Raw genomic sequence first — 16,278 nt, forward strand, 5'->3', positions numbered from 1 at the left:
GACCGAAAAAGGCAAGAAGAAGAAAGAACGGGAGACGGACCAGTGGCCGACAACGCGCGCGCCAAGAGGCTGGCGGACCTCATCCAGCAGGTGGTGGCTCAGAAGCTGCAGCGCGGGATCAAGGACCCGCGGCTCGGCTCCCACGTCACCATCACGGACACCCGGGTCACCGGTGACCTCAGGGAGGCGACCGTCTTCTACACCGTGTACGGGGACGACGAGGAGCGTGCGGCAGCGGCCGCCGGCCTGGAGAGCGCCAAGGGCATCCTGCGCTCCGAGGTGGGCCGCGCGGCGGGCGTGAAGTTCACGCCGACGCTGGCCTTCGTCGCCGACGCCCTGCCGGACAACGCCCGCACCATCGACGACCTTCTCGACAAGGCGCGCGCCGCCGACGAGAAGGTCCGCGAGGCGTCCGCGGGCGCCGGGTACGCGGGCGGGGCCGACCCGTACAAAAAGCCCGGTGACGAGGACGAGACGGACGACTCCGCCTGATGAACCGCAAGCCGACCCCGCCCGACGGCCTTGTCATCGTCGACAAGCCGTCGGGCTTCACTTCGCACGACGTCGTGGCCAAGATGCGGGGGATCGCGAAGACCCGCCGCGTCGGCCACGCCGGCACACTCGACCCGATGGCGACGGGCGTCCTCGTCCTCGGCATCGAGAAGGCGACCAAGCTCCTCGGGCACCTCGCGCTCACCGAGAAGGAGTACCTGGGCACGATCCGGCTCGGGCAGACGACGCTGACGGACGACGCGGAGGGCGAGATCACGGGGTCCACGGACGCCTCGAAGGTCACCCGGGAAGCGATCGACGCGGGCATCGCCAAGCTGAGCGGCGACATCATGCAGGTGCCGTCCAAGGTCAGCGCCATCAAGATCGACGGCGTCCGCTCCTACAAGCGGGCCCGCGACGGCGAGGACTTCGAGATCCCGGCCCGCCCCGTCACCGTCTCCTCCTTCTCGGTGTACGACGTCCGCGACGCCGTCGCCGAGGACGGCACCCCGGTCCTGGACCTGGTCGTGTCCGTCGTCTGCTCCTCCGGCACCTACATCCGGGCCCTCGCCCGCGACCTGGGCGCCGACCTCGGCGTCGGCGGCCACCTCACCGCCCTGCGCCGCACCCGCGTCGGCCCCTACAAGCTGGACTCGGCCAGGACGCTCGACCAGCTCCAGCAGGAGCTGAGCGTGATGCCGATCGCCGACGCGGCCGCCGCGGCGTTCCCCCGCTGGAACGTGGACGCCAAACGGGCCCGGCTGCTCCTGAACGGCGTGCGTCTGGAGATGCCCGACGAGTACGCGGGCGTGGGCGCAGTGGCCGTCTTCGACCCCGAGGGCCGCTTCCTGGCCCTGGTGGAGGAGCAGAAGGGGAAGGCGAAGAGCCTGGCCGTGCTCGGCTGACCGGCTCCGGACAGTCCTTCTGCCGTTGCCCGTGGAGCGGCGAACACGGGGTTGTGCTGCGCCGCCGCTCCACGGTCCCCCCTCGGTTCCCCCACCCCTAGGGTGTATCCAACGTCCCCCGTTCAGTCACCCGTCCGGGCAGGCGCTCGGAGTGAACCGAGGGAGTGCAGGGGGGCGCGTTCGCTGCGTGATCTGTCCCGCTGATCATCCCGCCCCTACCGTCGACGTCGGACAGAGGGCAGGCGGGCGCGGCGGGGAGGTACCACGATGGCGGGACTAGGCCCGCGGACCGGCGAGGGCCACCGCGCACAGACCGAACCCAGGGGCGTCGCTTCCGGCCCCGCTCCTTCTCCGGACGCCTGCCTGGTTCGCATCCGCGACCTCGCCGGCCGCCCCCGCGGCACCGGCTTCGTCGCCGACCACCACGGCACGGTGATCACCAGCCACGAGGCCGTCGACGGTCTGCCCCGGCTCGTCCTGTACGCCGCTGACGACCGCGGCTGCGTGGTGACCGCCGACGCGGTGACGCCCCTCCCGGAGCTCGACCTGGCCCTCGTCCGCACCGAGGGCCTCGGCGTGGACCCGCTGCCGGTGACCGTGCGAGAGGGAGTCGAGTCCGGCAGGTACGTCCGGCTGGCCGCCGGCTGCTGGCGCGAGGCGCGGGTGCTGACCGGGACGCCGGTGACGTACACGGCCACCGACCGTCCGCACGTCCTCGACGAGGCACTGGAACTGGCGATCGGCACGGCGGGCCGGGACGCGCTGCGGCTGGGCGGCGGCGCGGCCGGCGGCCCGGTCCTCGACGCCGGGACCGGGGCGGTCGTCGCGGTACTCGGCACCGCACTGCGGTCCGAGGACCGTGACGTCGGCTTCGCGGTGCCCTTGCGTCCGGGCACCCGGATTCCGGACGGCGACGGCTCGGCGTCGGAGCCGCCCCCGTGGTCGGCGCCGGCGCCGGCAGACGGTCCCCTCGCCGAGTTGCTCGCCCGCAACGCGGCGACCGTGCCCGCGTACGGGGCCGACCTCAACCTGGCGGGCATCCTGGAACTGACGGCCACATCGGTTGGCTCGGACGGGCCGCCCGGCGCCCTGGGACGCGCCGGGACCGGCTCCCGCGTCGCCGCATCGGAACCGGTCGAACGCGCCCACCCGGCACGGGAGTTCGCTGCCTTCGCGACGAGCCCGGCGGCCGTCCTCGGCCTCGTCGGCGCACCGGGCACCGGCCGTACGACCGAGCTCGCGGCCCTCGCGGCCCGCCGCAACCGGGGCGCGCAACCGGCCCCCACCCTGTGGCTGCGCGGCGCCGACCTGCGGGACGAGGACGACTCACTCGCCGACGCGGCCCGCCGCGCCCTGATCCGGGCGGCACGCATCGTCGCGGCTCCGGACACGGCTCCCGACCCGGCCCGGGGCACGAGCACGAGCGCGGGCGCGGGCATGGGTGTGGGCGCGTGTGTGGGTGCGGTCTCGGAGACGGCTTCGGACATGGCTTCGGGCACGGCTTCGGCTTCGGGGGCCGGGCGGTGGGTGCCGGAACCGGCCGGCTCCGGTCCTTCCGGCTCCTGCGGTTCCTCGGGGCTCGGTGACGTCGGTCCCGAGCGGCTCGCCGGCCTCGCGCGGGCCGTCGGGCGGCCCCTGCTCCTGCTCCTCGACGGTCCCGAGGAGATGCCCCCGGTCCTCGCGCACCGGCTCGCCGAGTGGACCGAGGGCACCGCGGCCTGGCTGCGGGAGACGGGAGCGCGGCTGGTGGTGGCGTGCCGGGGGGAGTACTGGGAGCGGGCGGGCGCGGAGTTCCCGCCGGAGATGCTGTACGGGGTCGCGGCCGCCGGAGACCCGCTCCCGCCCTGCGTCCGCCTGGGCGACCTCACCCCCGACGAGGCGCGCGAGGCCCGCGCCCGCTACGGCCTGCCGGAGGCCGTCCTCGCCGCCCCCGACGCCCGGCACCCCCTCACCCTGCGCCTCCTCTCCGAGATCCGCGCCGCCCTCCCCGGCCCGCCGGATCAGGGCGGCCCCGTCGACCGGGACGACGTCCTCGCCGCCCACCTGGACCTGATGTGTCTGCGCATCGCCGTCCGCCTCGCCGCCGAGAACGGGCTGCGCGGCACCGCCGTACGACGCCTCGCGGCGAAGGTCGCCGGCCAGGTGCACGAAGCCGCCCGGCGCAGTCTCGGGCCGGGACAGGGCGAACTGGACCGGGCGTCGTTCGAGACGGTGTTTCCCTGGGGGCCAGCGCCCGCCCGCCTCGGCGGCGGCACCGGCTGGGCGTCCGCCGTCCTCACCGAGGGCCTCCTCGTGCCCGCGGGCGCCGGCTACCGCTTCGCCCACGAGGAACTCGCCGACTGGATCCAGGGCGTCCACCTCGACCTGGACGAGGCCCTGCGCGCCCTGGTCCACGACCGCCGCGCCCCGGAGCAGGGCGGCCACCCGCTGCCCGTTCCGCACCACCGCATCGGCCCGGTCGTCCATGCGCTCCTGCTCGTCGCCCGCCAACAGGGAGCACATCAACTCGCCGCCCGGCTGAGGGAGTTGGCCCACGCCCTGGAAGCCGACCCGGACTCGTGGTGGGCCGCCCGACTGCTTCGCGAGACCCTGCTGAGGGTCCCCGACGCGACGCCGTACACAGGTGTCCTGCGCCTGCTGGCGGACCGGATCGGCGCGGGGGGCGGGCTCGGCTCAGAGGCGGAGACGGAGACAGAGGCGGAGGCGGGGACGCGGACGGGGGCGGGAACGGGAGCAGAGGTGGGGGCAGGGGCGGCGGAGGGCGGCCGGGGCGTCGACTTCGGTCCCTCCTTCTGGACGGAGATCGCCCTGCCGCCCGACGCGCGCCTCGACCTGCTGCGCCGTCTGGTCCTCGCCGACGGCGCCCCGCGCGACGCGGACGCGCCCCGCTACCTCGACGCCGTCGCCCGGCTCCTCGCCGTCGACCCCACCGCCGTACAGCCGTATCTCACCCATTGGTTCGACGACGAGCGGCCGTTGCCCGCGACCCCGCACGCCACCGTGGCGACGGCCGCGCAGGCGCTGCTGCACACCCACCGGCGCCGGGCGCTGGACGACCTCACGGAGGTGCTCGTCGACTGCGCGCACCACCGCGCCGACGAGCTGCTCGCCGTCCTGGCCGAGGACGAGCCGTCCGCGCTGTGCCGGGCCGTCGACCGGTGGGCGCACGACGAGCGGCAGGCCCGCCGGGTCGCGGCGGCGGCGTACGGACTGCGCGCCGCCCCGCACGCGAAGACGGACGCCGACCGTCGGCTGCTGCGCTACGCGGCCCTCGCCCTCCTGGCCCGCCCCGCCGACCGCGCGCTGCACGGCGGCGCGCTCGCCCTCCTCGTCCGGGACCCCGAGACCCGGTCCCACCACCTTCCGCGGGCACTGGAGCGGTTCGAGGCGGGCGATCCGCAGCTGCCGCCGGGCGCGCTGCTCGCCGCCCTGAGCACCCATCCCGAGCCGGTCCTGGACGCCTTCCGGAACCGCCTGAGCGGCGCCGACCGCGCGGACGCGGGCAGCACCCTGGCCGCGCTCGCCGACGTCACCACGCCCGAGTCGGCCCACCGGGTCGCCGCCCTCGTCCGGGACGTGCTGGAGCGACGGCCGGACAGCGCCGGGCACGTGGCCGCGTACGTCGACCGGCGGCTCGACCACGGCCCGGCCGCCCGTGCTGTCCTCCTCCCGCTGGTCACGGGCCTGCTGGACGCCGGCGCCCCCGAGCAGGTACGGGCCGCGCTGGCCGGCGTGCTGGCCGCGCCCGGCGCCCCGGACTCCGGTCCCCTCCGCCGCGAACTCCTGGAGCATCTCCTCACGCACGAGCACGCGCCCGCCGTCCTGGACGCCGTCCTGCACGGGGCCGCCGGGCGCAGCGGCGAGGACCTGCGCGACCTCGTCCACCGCACCGGCCTCCTCCTCGTCCGCACCCCGGACGGCGCGACCTGCTTCGACCGCGCTCTGGTCGACCTGGGACGGCAGGTGCCGGGCTTCGCCGCGCAGGTGGTGCACTGGCTCACCGACGCGCCGGGGGAGTGGGCCGCGGTGGTCGGCCCCAGCGCCCGCCGGACGATCGAGAACCTGGCGGGGGTGCGGGTGCCCGCCTGAAGCACGCACCCGCGGTCCTGAGCGGCGCGCCCTGCATGCGGTCGGGCGTGGCGCCCTGCGTGCCGTCGTGTGTGGCGCCCTGTGTGCCGTCGTGCATGGGCCGACGCGCGTGGGGCGGGTCACAGCCTCCATGCCGATGCGGGCACGGGCCACCCGGCATGGCACCCTTAGACCTGCGTAAGAGGCAATGCTAGATACGGACACGGGTTCGAGGAGCGGTCACAGTGCAGCGCTGGCGTGGCTTGGAGGACATCCCCGAGGACTGGGGACGCAGCGTCGTCACCATCGGTTCCTACGACGGGGTCCACCGCGGACACCAGCTGATCATCCGCCATGCCGTGGAACGCGCCCGTGAACTGGGCGTTCCCTCGGTCGTCGTCACCTTCGACCCGCACCCCAGCGAGGTCGTCCGCCCCGGCAGCCACCCGCCGCTGCTCGCCCCGCACCACCGCCGCGCCGAGCTGATGGCGGAGCTGGGCGTGGACGCGCTGCTGATCCTCCCCTTCACGACGGAGTTCTCGAAGCTGTCCCCTGCGGACTTCGTGGTCAAGGTCCTGGTCGACCGGCTGCACGCCAAGGCGGTCGTCGAGGGCCCCAACTTCCGCTTCGGCCACAAGGCGGCGGGCAACGTCGAGTTCCTCGCCGAGCAGGGCAAGGTCTACGACTTCGAGGTCGAGGTCGTCGACCTGGTGCTGTGCGGTGAGGCGGGCGGCGGCCAGCCGTTCTCCTCGACGCTGACGCGACGTCTGGTCGCCGAGGGCGACGTCGAGGGCGCGGCGGAGATCCTCGGCCGCCCGCACCGGGTGGAGGGGGTCGTGGTGCGCGGGGCCCAACGGGGACGCGAACTCGGCTTCCCGACCGCAAACGTCGAGACGCTGCCGCACACCGCGATCCCGGCGGACGGCGTCTACGCGGGCTGGCTGCATGTCGACGGCGAGGCGATGCCGGCCGCGATCTCCGTCGGCACGAACCCGCAGTTCGACGGCACCGAGCGCACGGTGGAGGCGTACGCCATCGACCGCGTCGGCCTCGACCTCTACGGTCTGCACGTCGCCGTCGACTTCCTCGCCTTCGTGCGCGGCCAGGCGAAGTTCGAGTCGCTGGAAGGGCTGCTGGAGCAGATGGCGCGGGATGTGAAGCGCTGCCGGGAACTGGTGGCGGCGCAGTAGCGAACGCCGAAGGGCGGCCGGTGTCCCAGGACACCGGCCGCCCTTCGGCGTTCTTACGCCTGGTTCCTACTGCTGCGGGTAGCCGTAACCGGCCGGGGGATACCCGGGGTGCGGCTGTTGCGGCTGCTGGGGCTGTTGCGGGTAGGGCTGACCGGGCTGCTGCGGCGGGTACGGCTGGGCCGGCGGTTGCTGTCCCTGCGGGGGGTACGGCTGGCCGGGCTGGGGCGCTTGGGGCTGCTGCGGGTACGGCTGCCCCGGCATCGGCTGACCGGGCATCGGCTGACCGGGCATCGGCTGACCGGGCATCTGCTGGCCCGGCATCGGCGGGGCGGCCACCGGGGGCGGGTTGCCGTCGCTGGTCCACAGTCCCTGGCGCTGCTGGTGACGGATGAAGTCCTCCGCGACCATCGCCGTGAGGTTGAAGTACGCCTCGCGCACCTTCGGCCGCATCATGTCGAGGTCGACCTCGGCTCCGGCGGCCAGATGCTCGTCGAACGGTACGACGACGACCCCGCGGCAGCGCGTCTCGAAGTGCGACACGATGTCGTCGACCTTGATCATCTTGCCGGTCTCGCGCACCCCGGAGATGACGGTGATGGACCGCGAGACGAGCTCGGCGTACCCGTGCGCCGACAGCCAGTCCAGCGTCGTACTGGCGCTGCTCGCACCGTCCACGGAGGGCGTGGAGATGATGATGAGCTGGTCGGCGAGGTCGAGCACACCGCGCATGGCGCTGTAGAGCAGACCGGTGCCGGAGTCGGTGAGGATGATCGGGTACTGGTTGCCCAGCACGTCGATGGCCCGCCGGTAGTCCTCGTCGTTGAAGGTCGTGGACACGGCCGGGTCGACGTCGTTGGCGATGATCTCCAGCCCGGACGGCGCCTGGGAGGTGAACCGCCGGATGTCCATGTACGAGTTGAGGTACGGGATCGCCTGGACGAGGTCACGGATCGTCGCCCCGGTCTCGCGGCGCACCCGCCGACCGAGCGTACCGGCGTCCGGGTTGGCGTCGATCGCGAGGATTTTGTCCTGACGCTCGGTGGCGAGGGTGGAGCCGAGCGCGGTGGTGGTCGTGGTCTTGCCCACGCCGCCCTTCAGGCTGATGACGGCGATCCGGTAGCAGGACAGCACCGGCGTACGGATCAGCTCCAGCTTGCGCTGCCGCTCCGCCTCCTCCTTCTTCCCGCCGAGCTTGAACCGCGAGGATCCGGCGGACGGCCGGCCGCTCTTCGCCTTCTGCTTCTTGTTGTTGAGCAGCCGGTCGGAGGACAGCTCCACGGCGGCCGTGTAACCCAACGGCGCCGCACCGGGGTTGACCGGCTGCCGCTGGTCATGCTGAATCGGCTGCGGCCAGGCGGCCCCGGCCCGAGGATCGACGGGCTGCTGCGGAACCTGCGGTGCCTGCGGTGCCGACGGGACGTGTGCCCCGTCGGGCGCGGCGGCGTGGTCCTGCGGGGCGTGCGGTGCCGGCTGGGGGAACGGTCCGGGGAAACCCTGAGGAGCTCCCGGCGGGAAACCCTGAGGAGCGGTCGGCGGAGCCTGGCTGTCCGCCTGCTGTGGAATCCCGGGCTGCGGGAAACCGGGCTGCGGGAAACCGGGGTGCGCTTGCGGGGTTTGAGGGGCCTGCGGGGCTTGCGGTGCCGGGGGAGCCTGCTGGCCCTGGGGCGGCTGGGCGTGCTGCTGAGCCTGGGGCTGGGGGAAGCCGTAGCCACCGGGGGTGTTGGGCGCGGGCGGTTGGGGGAAGCCGTAACCGCCTGCCGCGTGGGCATCGGCGGGCGGCTGGGGTGCCGAAGGCGCCGGGTGCGGCTGGGGGTTGGGTGCGGCGGGGGGCGCTCCCGGGCCGGTGTTCTGCTGCGGGAAGCCGTAACCGCCGGGGGTGGCCGGTGGGGTCGGGGCCGGTGCGCCGCCGGGGGGCGGGAAGCCGTAGCCGCCTGGTGTGTGGGGGTCGGCGGGGGGCTGGGGGTTGGGTGCGGCGGGGGGTGTTGCCGGGCCGGTGTTCTGCTGCGGGAAGCCGTAACCGCCGGGGGTGGCCGGTGGGGTCGGAGCCGGTGCGCCGCCGGGGTGCGGGAAGCCGTAGCCCGGAGGCGGGGCGGATGGCTGCTGCGCTGCGGGGGCGGCGGCAGGGGGCTGCGGGAAGCCGTGGCCGGGCTGCGGTGCGGGAGGGGCCGGCGGGGTCCAGCCGTCCGCCCCGGGCGGAGACGCCTGCGGCTGGACAGGCGGCTGCGGGGCGGGCGCCGCGGCCTCGGCGGGCTGCGGCTGTGCCGGCCACTGGGCCGCCGGTGCGGGCGCCGCGGGTTGGTACGACGGAGGCAGCGGAGGCAGTTCGCTCTGCGGGGCCGGCGGGGGAGTCCAGGCGGGCGGCGCGGCCGGAACGGCGTCCTGGGGCGCGCTGACCGGGGTGTCGGCGTCAGAGGCCCCCTCAGCCTCGGCGTCCTGAACAGCCGTCTCGTCGTTGGCTACGGCCTCGGAGACGGCCTCCCCTACCTCGGGCTCGGGCTCGGGCTCGGGCTCGGCAGGAGTGTCACCTTCGTCGAGCGTGTCGTCGACGGTGACGTCCGTGGCCTCCGCGACGACTTCGCCTCCGTCCGATGCGTCCGGGTCCTCCGTCGGCACGGGGGCCTCCGGCGTGGGGTCCACGGCCTCGGCGGGCTCGACGGGCGGCTCCACGGGCGCCTCGGGCTCGGCCTGCACGGCAGCGGTGTGCTCAGCGATCTCCCGCTTGAGGGCGGCCGCGGAGAAGCGCATGGTGGCGCCGCTCTCCAGATCCCCGTTGCCGGGACCGCTCTCCTCGGCACCCGCGGAAGCGGCCGTGGCCTCCCACTGGGCCTCGGACTGCTGCGGCTGCGGCTCGAACCCGCTGCCCGACGGAAGGTGGGGCACCGCCGAGGGCGGCACGGGCGGCACCGCGGGAGCAGCCGGAGCAGCCGGGGGAGTCGAAGCCACCGGAGGCGTCGGAGCAGGAGGACTGACCGGTACACCCGGAGCGGGCGGTGCGGCCGGAGCGAAGTGCTCACCCGGCACATGGGGCGCGGCCAGAGCGAAGTGCTCGCCGTGCCCACCCGCAGCATCCGGCACGGGCGGCGCGGCCAGAGTGACCGGCACCCCCGGAACTCCCGGCGCCGGCGGCACAGTCGGTGCCGCGGACACAGGCGGTGCGGCAGGCGCCGCAGGCGGTGCGGGGGGCGCAGGCGGTGCGGCCGGTGCGCCAGGGTCACCGGCTCCGGCACCGCCCCCCGAGCCTGCTCCCGCCCCCTGCGCATCGCCGCCCGCGCCGCCCGTGGTCTGCGTGTACCAAGCCGGCGGCGCGTAGTCGATGGTGAACTCGCCCGTCGCCTCGACGGAGGACTCCGCGTCGGGCTGATCATCGCCGGGTGTGGCCCAGCCCCCGCGGATCCCGTCCCGATCGCTGCTCACAATTCCTCCTGGTGTGGTCGAGCACCCTCATGCCGTGCCGAAGCGACCATTTGCTTGTCCTGCTTGTCGTCCGAAGTGGTTCGAGGCCGTCTGACGTCGTCCGATGACGTCGTCCGATGCGGCCCTCCCCCGGAGACGCCGACGTCCACCCGCTGGTTTCCGGCATCGCGCCCCGTACCAGCCTAATCATCGGAAGGCCCGCCCCGGCAGGCCCGCCCGCCCCTGAGCACCAGTCCACCACGTCACGCACTCCCCGAACGGGCCGCGCGCGCACGCCAAGCCGCCGGACGAAACGGCCATAGCGGCTGAAGTGCCGCATGAACAACGGGAGAAGCGGTCTCAGTCGCGGTCTCAGTCGCGGTCTCAGTCGCGGTCTCAGTCCATCCGTCTCGGCGTACCGAGCAACCCGATCTCCGCGTCCGTGGGCTGTGTCATCACGTACTGCCTGTCCCGGTCGGCGCACCACAGGGTGAAGCCGTCGGCGAGAGTGGGCAGGGCCTCCACGTCGTGCCGGGGCAGAGCCAGGGTCCGGCCCAGTTCCGCGGCCTCGTCCGGCGAGATCCGCTGCACGCCGACGAGTCGGGCCTGCCGCATCAGTCGCGGGGCGACCGGACTGAGATAGGGCAGCAGCGTCAACACGGACTGCCAGGGCCCGGAAGCGACCCTCCCGCGCGGCGGACGCATACCGCAGTCCCGCACCACCAGCACCGGCGTACCGGCCGAGGCGCCCTGCGGGGGCACCCGCCCGACCTCGTACACCGCCAGCCCGTTCTGCCCGCCGCCCATCGCGTGCACCATCTGCACCCAGGCCTGCGGCCGCCCCGTCTCCACGGCCACCCGGGCCCCCGTCGCCGCCGCCCGGAGCGCGAGGACCTGCGCGGTCCACAGACCGCCGATCAGGACGACGTCGTACGGCGTGGGCCGGTTGATGCCCAACACGGCCGGCCGGCCCTCGCCGCCGACCCCGATGACGACACCGTCGTCCCCGATGGGCAGCGCGAGCCCCGCCAGTTGGTCCACGGACACCGAGTGCCGGCCGTGCCGCGGTCCGAGCAGGCCGAAACCGCTGCGCGGCGAGCGGCGCCCGGCCCGCCCGAGTCGCCCCGGGCGGCCGGCCTGTCCGGACCGGCCGGTGGACGGCTCCGGTTCACCCGAAGCGATGGTTCCGCCGGACGTCGTCGCCGTCACCGGGCACCTCCGAGGGGCAGTGTCGCGAGCATGCCGGGCACCTGCTCCCGGTCGAGACGGGCGAGCCCGGCGCCGGTGTGCCGGGCCGCGCCCTGCACCGCGCGCCGGGCGGCGACCAGTTCGTCGTCGCTGCGGCCGGTCACCCGGATGTGCCCGGTCAGGGACACCTCCTGCCGGTCACCGCGGGCGAGGGTGACGCTGAACGTGGTGGCCAGCGCCGGAACGGCCGTGACCAGGGCGACGAACTGCGGCAGCGACGGAGCCCCGCCCCCGCCCAGGGCGGGCCACCGGCGCAGCCAGTACGTGGTGTGGCGGCGGTTGTCGCAACGCCAGCTCCGGCTGGTCTCCTCGGTCCGCCGCTCCGTCGTCCCGGTCCGCCCGGCCTCCGCCGTCACCAGCGGGTTGGCGCACGCCGACGTGGCGATGGCGGCCGTCAGCTCCTCCTCGTCGAGGACGGTCGCCCGGAACCCGGCGCCGGTCAGCCGGCTCGCGAGGTGGTCCGCCGCCCGCACGACGCACTTCTGCGCCCCGATCAGCCCGCCCCCGCGGACCGCCACCGCCTCCGGACACAGCTCCGGGTCCAGCTTCAACGCGATCCAGGTGATGCGTACCGCCGGCGCTCCCGTCTGCTCCTGCAGCGGCGCGTAGTTGGCCACGGCCACGGACTGCGGGGGCAGATGCAGGGCGGGCGCGGGCTGTGTGTGCAGCACGATCTGCGCGGACTCCAGCCGGATGCCGTCCACCTCGAGGGCCCCCTGCACCAGGGCGAGCGGCAGCGGCTGCCGGCCGCGCTCGGCGCGCAACGCGGTCGCGTCCGCCTCCACCTGAAGGACGGCCGTGACGAACGTGCCGTCCCCGACGAGCCCGACGGGCCGCCGGTCACGGCCGCCGTACGCGTACGTCCGCAGCCCGGGATCGCACTCCACGGCCGGTCCGAACCCCGGTTCCGTCCCGGCCGGTATCTCCAGGCGGGCGGCCAGGCGTCGGCGGGCCTTCAACTCCCGTGCCGTGGCCAGCCATTCCGGCAGCGAGCGGCCGCGACGACGTGCGAAGGCGAGGACCACCAGCACGGCGGCGACCACGCCCGCCGCCACCAGCGCCACCGGCCCGCTCACCCAGCCCACCAGCAGCACGGCCGCCGCGATCTCCAGCAGGACAAGGCGTTGCAACCGGAATGCCCCGCCCTGCCCCGCGCGTGCCCTGAGCGCGGGCGCACCCGGCGCCGACGGCTGCCCGGACCGCCGGGACCGGGACCGCTCGGGCGGCTGCGGACCGGCCGCCGAGGAGCCCCGGTTCCGCGACCGGCCGGCAGAGCGCACGCCCGTTCCCGAAGCCATCACTCCATCCCCCCGTTCCGTTCACGATTCGCCCGTGTTCCAGCACCGCACAGGGCACTCGACGGCCCAGGAACCCTACCCGCTCCCCAAGTCCCCACGGTTACCGGGCATAGTAGGTGGCCGCTCTGACATCGTCGGACGGGGAACCGGGTCCACCCGCGGCGCGGAGCACGCGGATCGGCCGGAAAACGGGGAGTGACGGGCACAGATGGCATCTCGGCGGGACCAGCTCAACGCCTACACCTTCGCGAAGCGCCGGATGCTCGCGGCTTTTCTGCAGCCGTCGCCCGACGGCTCGGAGGAGGGGGCGCCGCGCCCGCTGCGCGCGATCCTGCCCGGCGTGGTCGTCGGAGTGATCGTCATGGCCGTCTTCGGTGCCTGGGGCATGTTCAAGCCGACCGCGCCCAAGGGCTGGGACGTGCCCAACGCCAAGGTGATCGTCGCGAGCAAGTCGACCACCCGTTATGTCGTCCTGAAGACCGGCAAAGAGGTCCAGCTGCACCCGGTCCTCAACATGGCCTCCGCGAAACTGCTCCTCGACGAGGGACAGGGCGAGGTGGTGACCGTCTCGGAGTCCGTTCTCGACAACGGCAAGATCCCGCACGGCGTCACCGTCGGCATCCCGTACGCCCCCGACCGGCTGCCCTCGGCCTCCGAGGCGGGCACCGCGAAGCGCTGGGCGGTCTGCGAGCGGCCGAGCGCGGGAGGCGGGGACTCCGTCCAGAAGGCCGCGCTGGTCCTGGCCGCCCGGGAGAAGTCGGCGACCGAGGGCGCGGAGCGCCTCCACGGCGGCCAACTACTCTACGTCGCGGACCCGGACGGCAAGCGCTACGTCGTCGACGCGGACGGCACGGCGTACCCCGTCGACAAGAGCGACGAGTTGCTGCTGCGGGCGGTGGTCGGTTCCGGCCGACAGCCCCAGCGGGTGTCCGCGGAGTGGCTGGCGACCCTGCACCGGGGCGACCCGATCGCCTTCCCGGAGGTCCCCGGGCAGCCGGGCAGCGCGGCCGGCGCGCCCGGCCAGCTGGACCAGTCCGCCGACAAGGTCGGCATGGTGCTCAAGGCGTTCGACAACAACAAGGAGCAGTACTACGTGGTGTTGAACGGCCGGGTCGCTCCCGTGTCCGCGTTCGTCGCCCAACTGCTGCTGTTCAGCAAGGAGCTGGCCCCGCTCGGCCAGGCCGGTCACGCCCGGGAGATGAGCCCCGGCGCCATCGTGCCGGGCCAGGCCTTCGGAACCGAGCACCGCTGGCCGACCGGTGACCCCGAGCCGGTCAACGAGGCGTCGTCGGCGGCCGGGAGCCGCAGCACGATCTGCAGCGTCCTGCGCGGCGTGAACGCCACCTCGGGCGCCACGACCCTGAGCACCTGGGCGGGCACGGAGTTCCCCGCCCCACTGCCCACCGGCTCCTCCAGCGCCTACGTCACGCCGGGATCCGGCCAGCTCTACCGCCAGTTCCAGGGCGAGGAGACCAAGGCCGGCCCGGTCTTCCTAGTCACCGACACGGGCCTGCGCTACGTCCTGCAGTCCAACGGCGACAGCGCGACGGACGACGCGGGCATCGGCACCACCCCCGAGAAGCGCGAGCAGCTCCAGCAGGAGGCGAAGCAGGCCCAGACCCTGCTGGGCTACAAGGACGTCGACCCGGCGCCGGTCCCGGCCGCCTGGTCGGAGTTCCTGCCCACGGGCCCACGCCTGTCGACGGCGGCGGCCCGCCAGCCCCAGGGCTCGTGAGGAGGAGGACGACGATGGCGCTGCCCACGACAGCGGCCCCGCGCACGACGCCGGCGCTGCGCACGACGCCGGCGCTGCGCACGACGCCGGCGCTGCGCACGACGCCGGCGCTGCGCACGACGTTGGCACTGCGCACGACGCTGGTGGCGGCCGCGACCCTCCTCACGACCGCCACGCTCCTAGCTCCCCCCGCGGAGGCCGCGGCTGCGGAATCGGCGCCGACGGCGGGCAAACTCCCCTACTCGGACCAGTGCACGTTCCCCAACGGCGAGTACCCGGGCCGCCCCTGGTCGCTGCAGCGCGTCCTCCTGGACGAACTGTGGAGCCGCTCCAAGGGCAGGGGCGTCCGGGTGGCCGTCATCGACACCGGCGTGGACGTCAAGAACCCGCAGCTCACCGACGCGGTGGACGTGAAGGCCGGCCGTAACCTCCTGCCCAGGAACCTCAAGGACGACAACGGCGACCCGATCGAGCGGGGCAACGAGAACGGCACGACGGACACCGTCGGCCACGGCACCAAGGTCGCCGGCATCATCGCGGCCCGCCCCCTCGACGGCACCGGCTTCGTCGGCCTGGCCCCCGAGGCGACGATCATCCCGATCCAGCAGAACGACGCCGAGGGCCACGGCGACACCAAGTCCCTGGCCGAGGCGATCCGTTACGCCGCCCAGGCCGGGGCCGGGGTCATCAACATCTCCCAGGACACGTCGAACGCGTTGAAGCCGTCCCCCGACCTGGAGCGGGCGATCGACGAGGCCCTGGCCAAGAAGATCGTGGTCGTGGCGTCGGCGGGCAACGACGGCCTCGGCGGCAACGTCAAGGAGACCTACCCCGCCTCCTACGCCGGCGTCCTCGCGGTGGCCGCCTCCGACCGCAACAACGAACGTGCCTCCTTCTCCCAGTCCGGCGAGTTCGTCGGCGTGGCGGCCCCCGGCGTCGACATGATCTCCACGGTCCCCCAGGGCGGCCACTGCTCCGACAACGGGACGAGCTTCTCGGCGCCGTACGTCGCGGGCGTGGCCGCGCTGCTCAAGGCGAGGCACCCGGACTGGACCACGCGCGAGATCGTCGCCCAGATCGAACAGACCGCGGAACGCACCATCGCGGGCCACGACCGACTGGTCGGCTGGGGCGTCGTCGACCCGGTCCGCGCCCTCACCGAGGACGACCGTCCCGTCGAGTCCCCGAGCCCCGAGGGCGGCCTGGGCAAGGCCGAAGCCCCGTCCCCCGCCACATTCCGGACCGGCGAGACCCCCGACGAACGCAACGCCCGCCTCGCCACCTACGTGGTCGTGGCAGCGGCAGCGCTGGTGGCGGGCCTGGGCGGCACAGCGGTGGCGATCCGCGACGCCCGCAGGCGGGCGCGCAGGATCGCCGGGGCGGAGTAGGGAACACCGGCCATCTCACTGCGTACCGGGGCGAGTTGAAGCGTGCGATGACCACCGACTTATAGGATCATCGCAACAGCAAGTGACTTGTGATGCCGATGTGCCGGGGGACGGAGGTACAGCATGGGCGTGCCAGGAGCCGCCTCAGGGCAGGGCGGCGGCCCCGATCTACGGGCATCCGCAACGGACCTCACCAAACTCGCCGACGACCTCGACGACATGCAGGATCACCTGGACAAGCAGGTGCAGCGCATGGACGCGATCGTCGACAGCATCGAGGCGGGCTGGCGCGGCCCGGCGGCATCGGCGTACCGCGACTTCCACCGGGCGGCGACCGAGGACGCCGTACGCATCCGCGAAGTGATGCAGCTCCTGGAGGAGGCGGTACGGCTGAGCCGCGACGGCTTCTCCAAGGACGACCTCGAGGTGCTCGCACAGATGCGACGGATCCAGGTGGACGTCGACAGCGAGGTCAACCGTCTCTCGACCCCGAACACGCAGCCACCGCCATCGACGCCGCGCAGCAGCCTCGACGACCTGTGAGCGAGCGTCGCCACGTAG

At 74.1% G+C, this 16,278-nt stretch carries 10 protein-coding genes; 7 read left to right on the forward strand and 3 right to left on the reverse strand.

The window, feature by feature from the left end:
- Window positions 1–42: 42 nt before the first annotated feature.
- The 4 genes from rbfA (at window position 43) to ACZ5SK_RS25235 (ending at window position 6,655) form a co-directional block, all read left to right on the forward strand.
- The gene (gene rbfA, locus ACZ5SK_RS25220) at window positions 43–492 is read left to right on the forward strand and encodes a 30S ribosome-binding factor RbfA (protein ID WP_079659156.1); all 450 of its coding nucleotides are present in this window, start codon (window positions 43–45) and stop codon (window positions 490–492) included.
- Window positions 492–1,397: a tRNA pseudouridine(55) synthase TruB gene (truB, locus tag ACZ5SK_RS25225; RefSeq protein ID WP_468576610.1), complete on the forward strand. Its 906-nt coding sequence runs from the start codon at window positions 492–494 to the stop codon at window positions 1,395–1,397. Before rbfA ends, truB begins: the two co-directional genes overlap by 1 nt.
- A 267-nt stretch (window positions 1,398–1,664) precedes the next feature.
- A complete protein-coding gene (locus tag ACZ5SK_RS25230; RefSeq protein ID WP_457494150.1) occupies window positions 1,665–5,486 on the forward strand; it encodes a trypsin-like peptidase domain-containing protein in 3,822 nt (1,273 codons plus the stop codon).
- Between the two features lie 224 nt (window positions 5,487–5,710).
- The gene (locus tag ACZ5SK_RS25235; RefSeq protein ID WP_099935834.1) at window positions 5,711–6,655 is read left to right on the forward strand and encodes a bifunctional riboflavin kinase/FAD synthetase; all 945 of its coding nucleotides are present in this window, start codon (window positions 5,711–5,713) and stop codon (window positions 6,653–6,655) included.
- 66 nt (window positions 6,656–6,721) lie between these two features.
- On the opposite strand, the gene ACZ5SK_RS25240 is transcribed toward ACZ5SK_RS25235, so the two are convergent.
- The 3 genes from ACZ5SK_RS25240 to eccE all read right to left on the reverse strand — a co-directional run bounded on the left by ACZ5SK_RS25240 (window position 6,722) and on the right by eccE (window position 12,594).
- Entirely contained in the window at window positions 6,722–10,069 is a 3,348-nt protein-coding gene (locus tag ACZ5SK_RS25240) for an SCO5717 family growth-regulating ATPase (protein ID WP_468576611.1), read from the reverse strand.
- 375 nt (window positions 10,070–10,444) lie between these two features.
- Window positions 10,445–11,257 (reverse strand): hypothetical protein, encoded by an 813-nt coding sequence (locus ACZ5SK_RS25245; protein WP_443041220.1) that lies wholly within the window; start codon window positions 11,255–11,257, stop codon window positions 10,445–10,447.
- Complete coding sequence (eccE, locus tag ACZ5SK_RS25250; RefSeq protein ID WP_361704991.1) at window positions 11,254–12,594, reverse strand: type VII secretion protein EccE; 1,341 nt, start codon at window positions 12,592–12,594, stop codon at window positions 11,254–11,256. Before eccE ends, ACZ5SK_RS25245 begins: the two co-directional genes overlap by 4 nt.
- A 208-nt stretch (window positions 12,595–12,802) precedes the next feature.
- Between eccE and eccB the strand changes: the two genes are divergently transcribed.
- The 3 genes from eccB to ACZ5SK_RS25265 all read left to right on the forward strand — a co-directional run bounded on the left by eccB (window position 12,803) and on the right by ACZ5SK_RS25265 (window position 16,260).
- The gene (gene eccB, locus ACZ5SK_RS25255; RefSeq protein ID WP_468576612.1) at window positions 12,803–14,329 is read left to right on the forward strand and encodes a type VII secretion protein EccB; all 1,527 of its coding nucleotides are present in this window, start codon (window positions 12,803–12,805) and stop codon (window positions 14,327–14,329) included.
- A gap of 14 nt (window positions 14,330–14,343) precedes the next feature.
- Complete coding sequence (gene mycP / locus ACZ5SK_RS25260) at window positions 14,344–15,717, forward strand: type VII secretion-associated serine protease mycosin (protein WP_468576613.1); 1,374 nt, start codon at window positions 14,344–14,346, stop codon at window positions 15,715–15,717.
- Window positions 15,718–15,840: 123 nt separating this feature from the next.
- On the forward strand, window positions 15,841–16,260 hold the full coding sequence (locus ACZ5SK_RS25265) for a WXG100 family type VII secretion target (RefSeq protein WP_334576752.1): 420 nt from the start codon (window positions 15,841–15,843) through the stop codon (window positions 16,258–16,260).
- Window positions 16,261–16,278: the final 18 nt, after the last annotated feature.

The sequence above is a fragment of the Streptomyces sp. NPDC031474 genome (genome assembly GCF_055581185.1).

Coding starts and splice junctions, on each gene's coding strand:
- ACZ5SK_RS25265 (WP_334576752.1), top strand. CDS start 15,841: ATGGGCGTGCCAGGAGCCGCCTCAGGGCAGGGCGGCGGCCCCGATCTA.
- ACZ5SK_RS25230 (WP_457494150.1), top strand. CDS start 1,665: ATGGCGGGACTAGGCCCGCGGACCGGCGAGGGCCACCGCGCACAGACC.
- eccB (WP_468576612.1), top strand. CDS start 12,803: ATGGCATCTCGGCGGGACCAGCTCAACGCCTACACCTTCGCGAAGCGC.
- mycP (WP_468576613.1), top strand. CDS start 14,344: ATGGCGCTGCCCACGACAGCGGCCCCGCGCACGACGCCGGCGCTGCGC.
- eccE (WP_361704991.1), bottom strand. CDS start 12,594: ATGGCTTCGGGAACGGGCGTGCGCTCTGCCGGCCGGTCGCGGAACCGG.
- truB (WP_468576610.1), top strand. CDS start 492: ATGAACCGCAAGCCGACCCCGCCCGACGGCCTTGTCATCGTCGACAAG.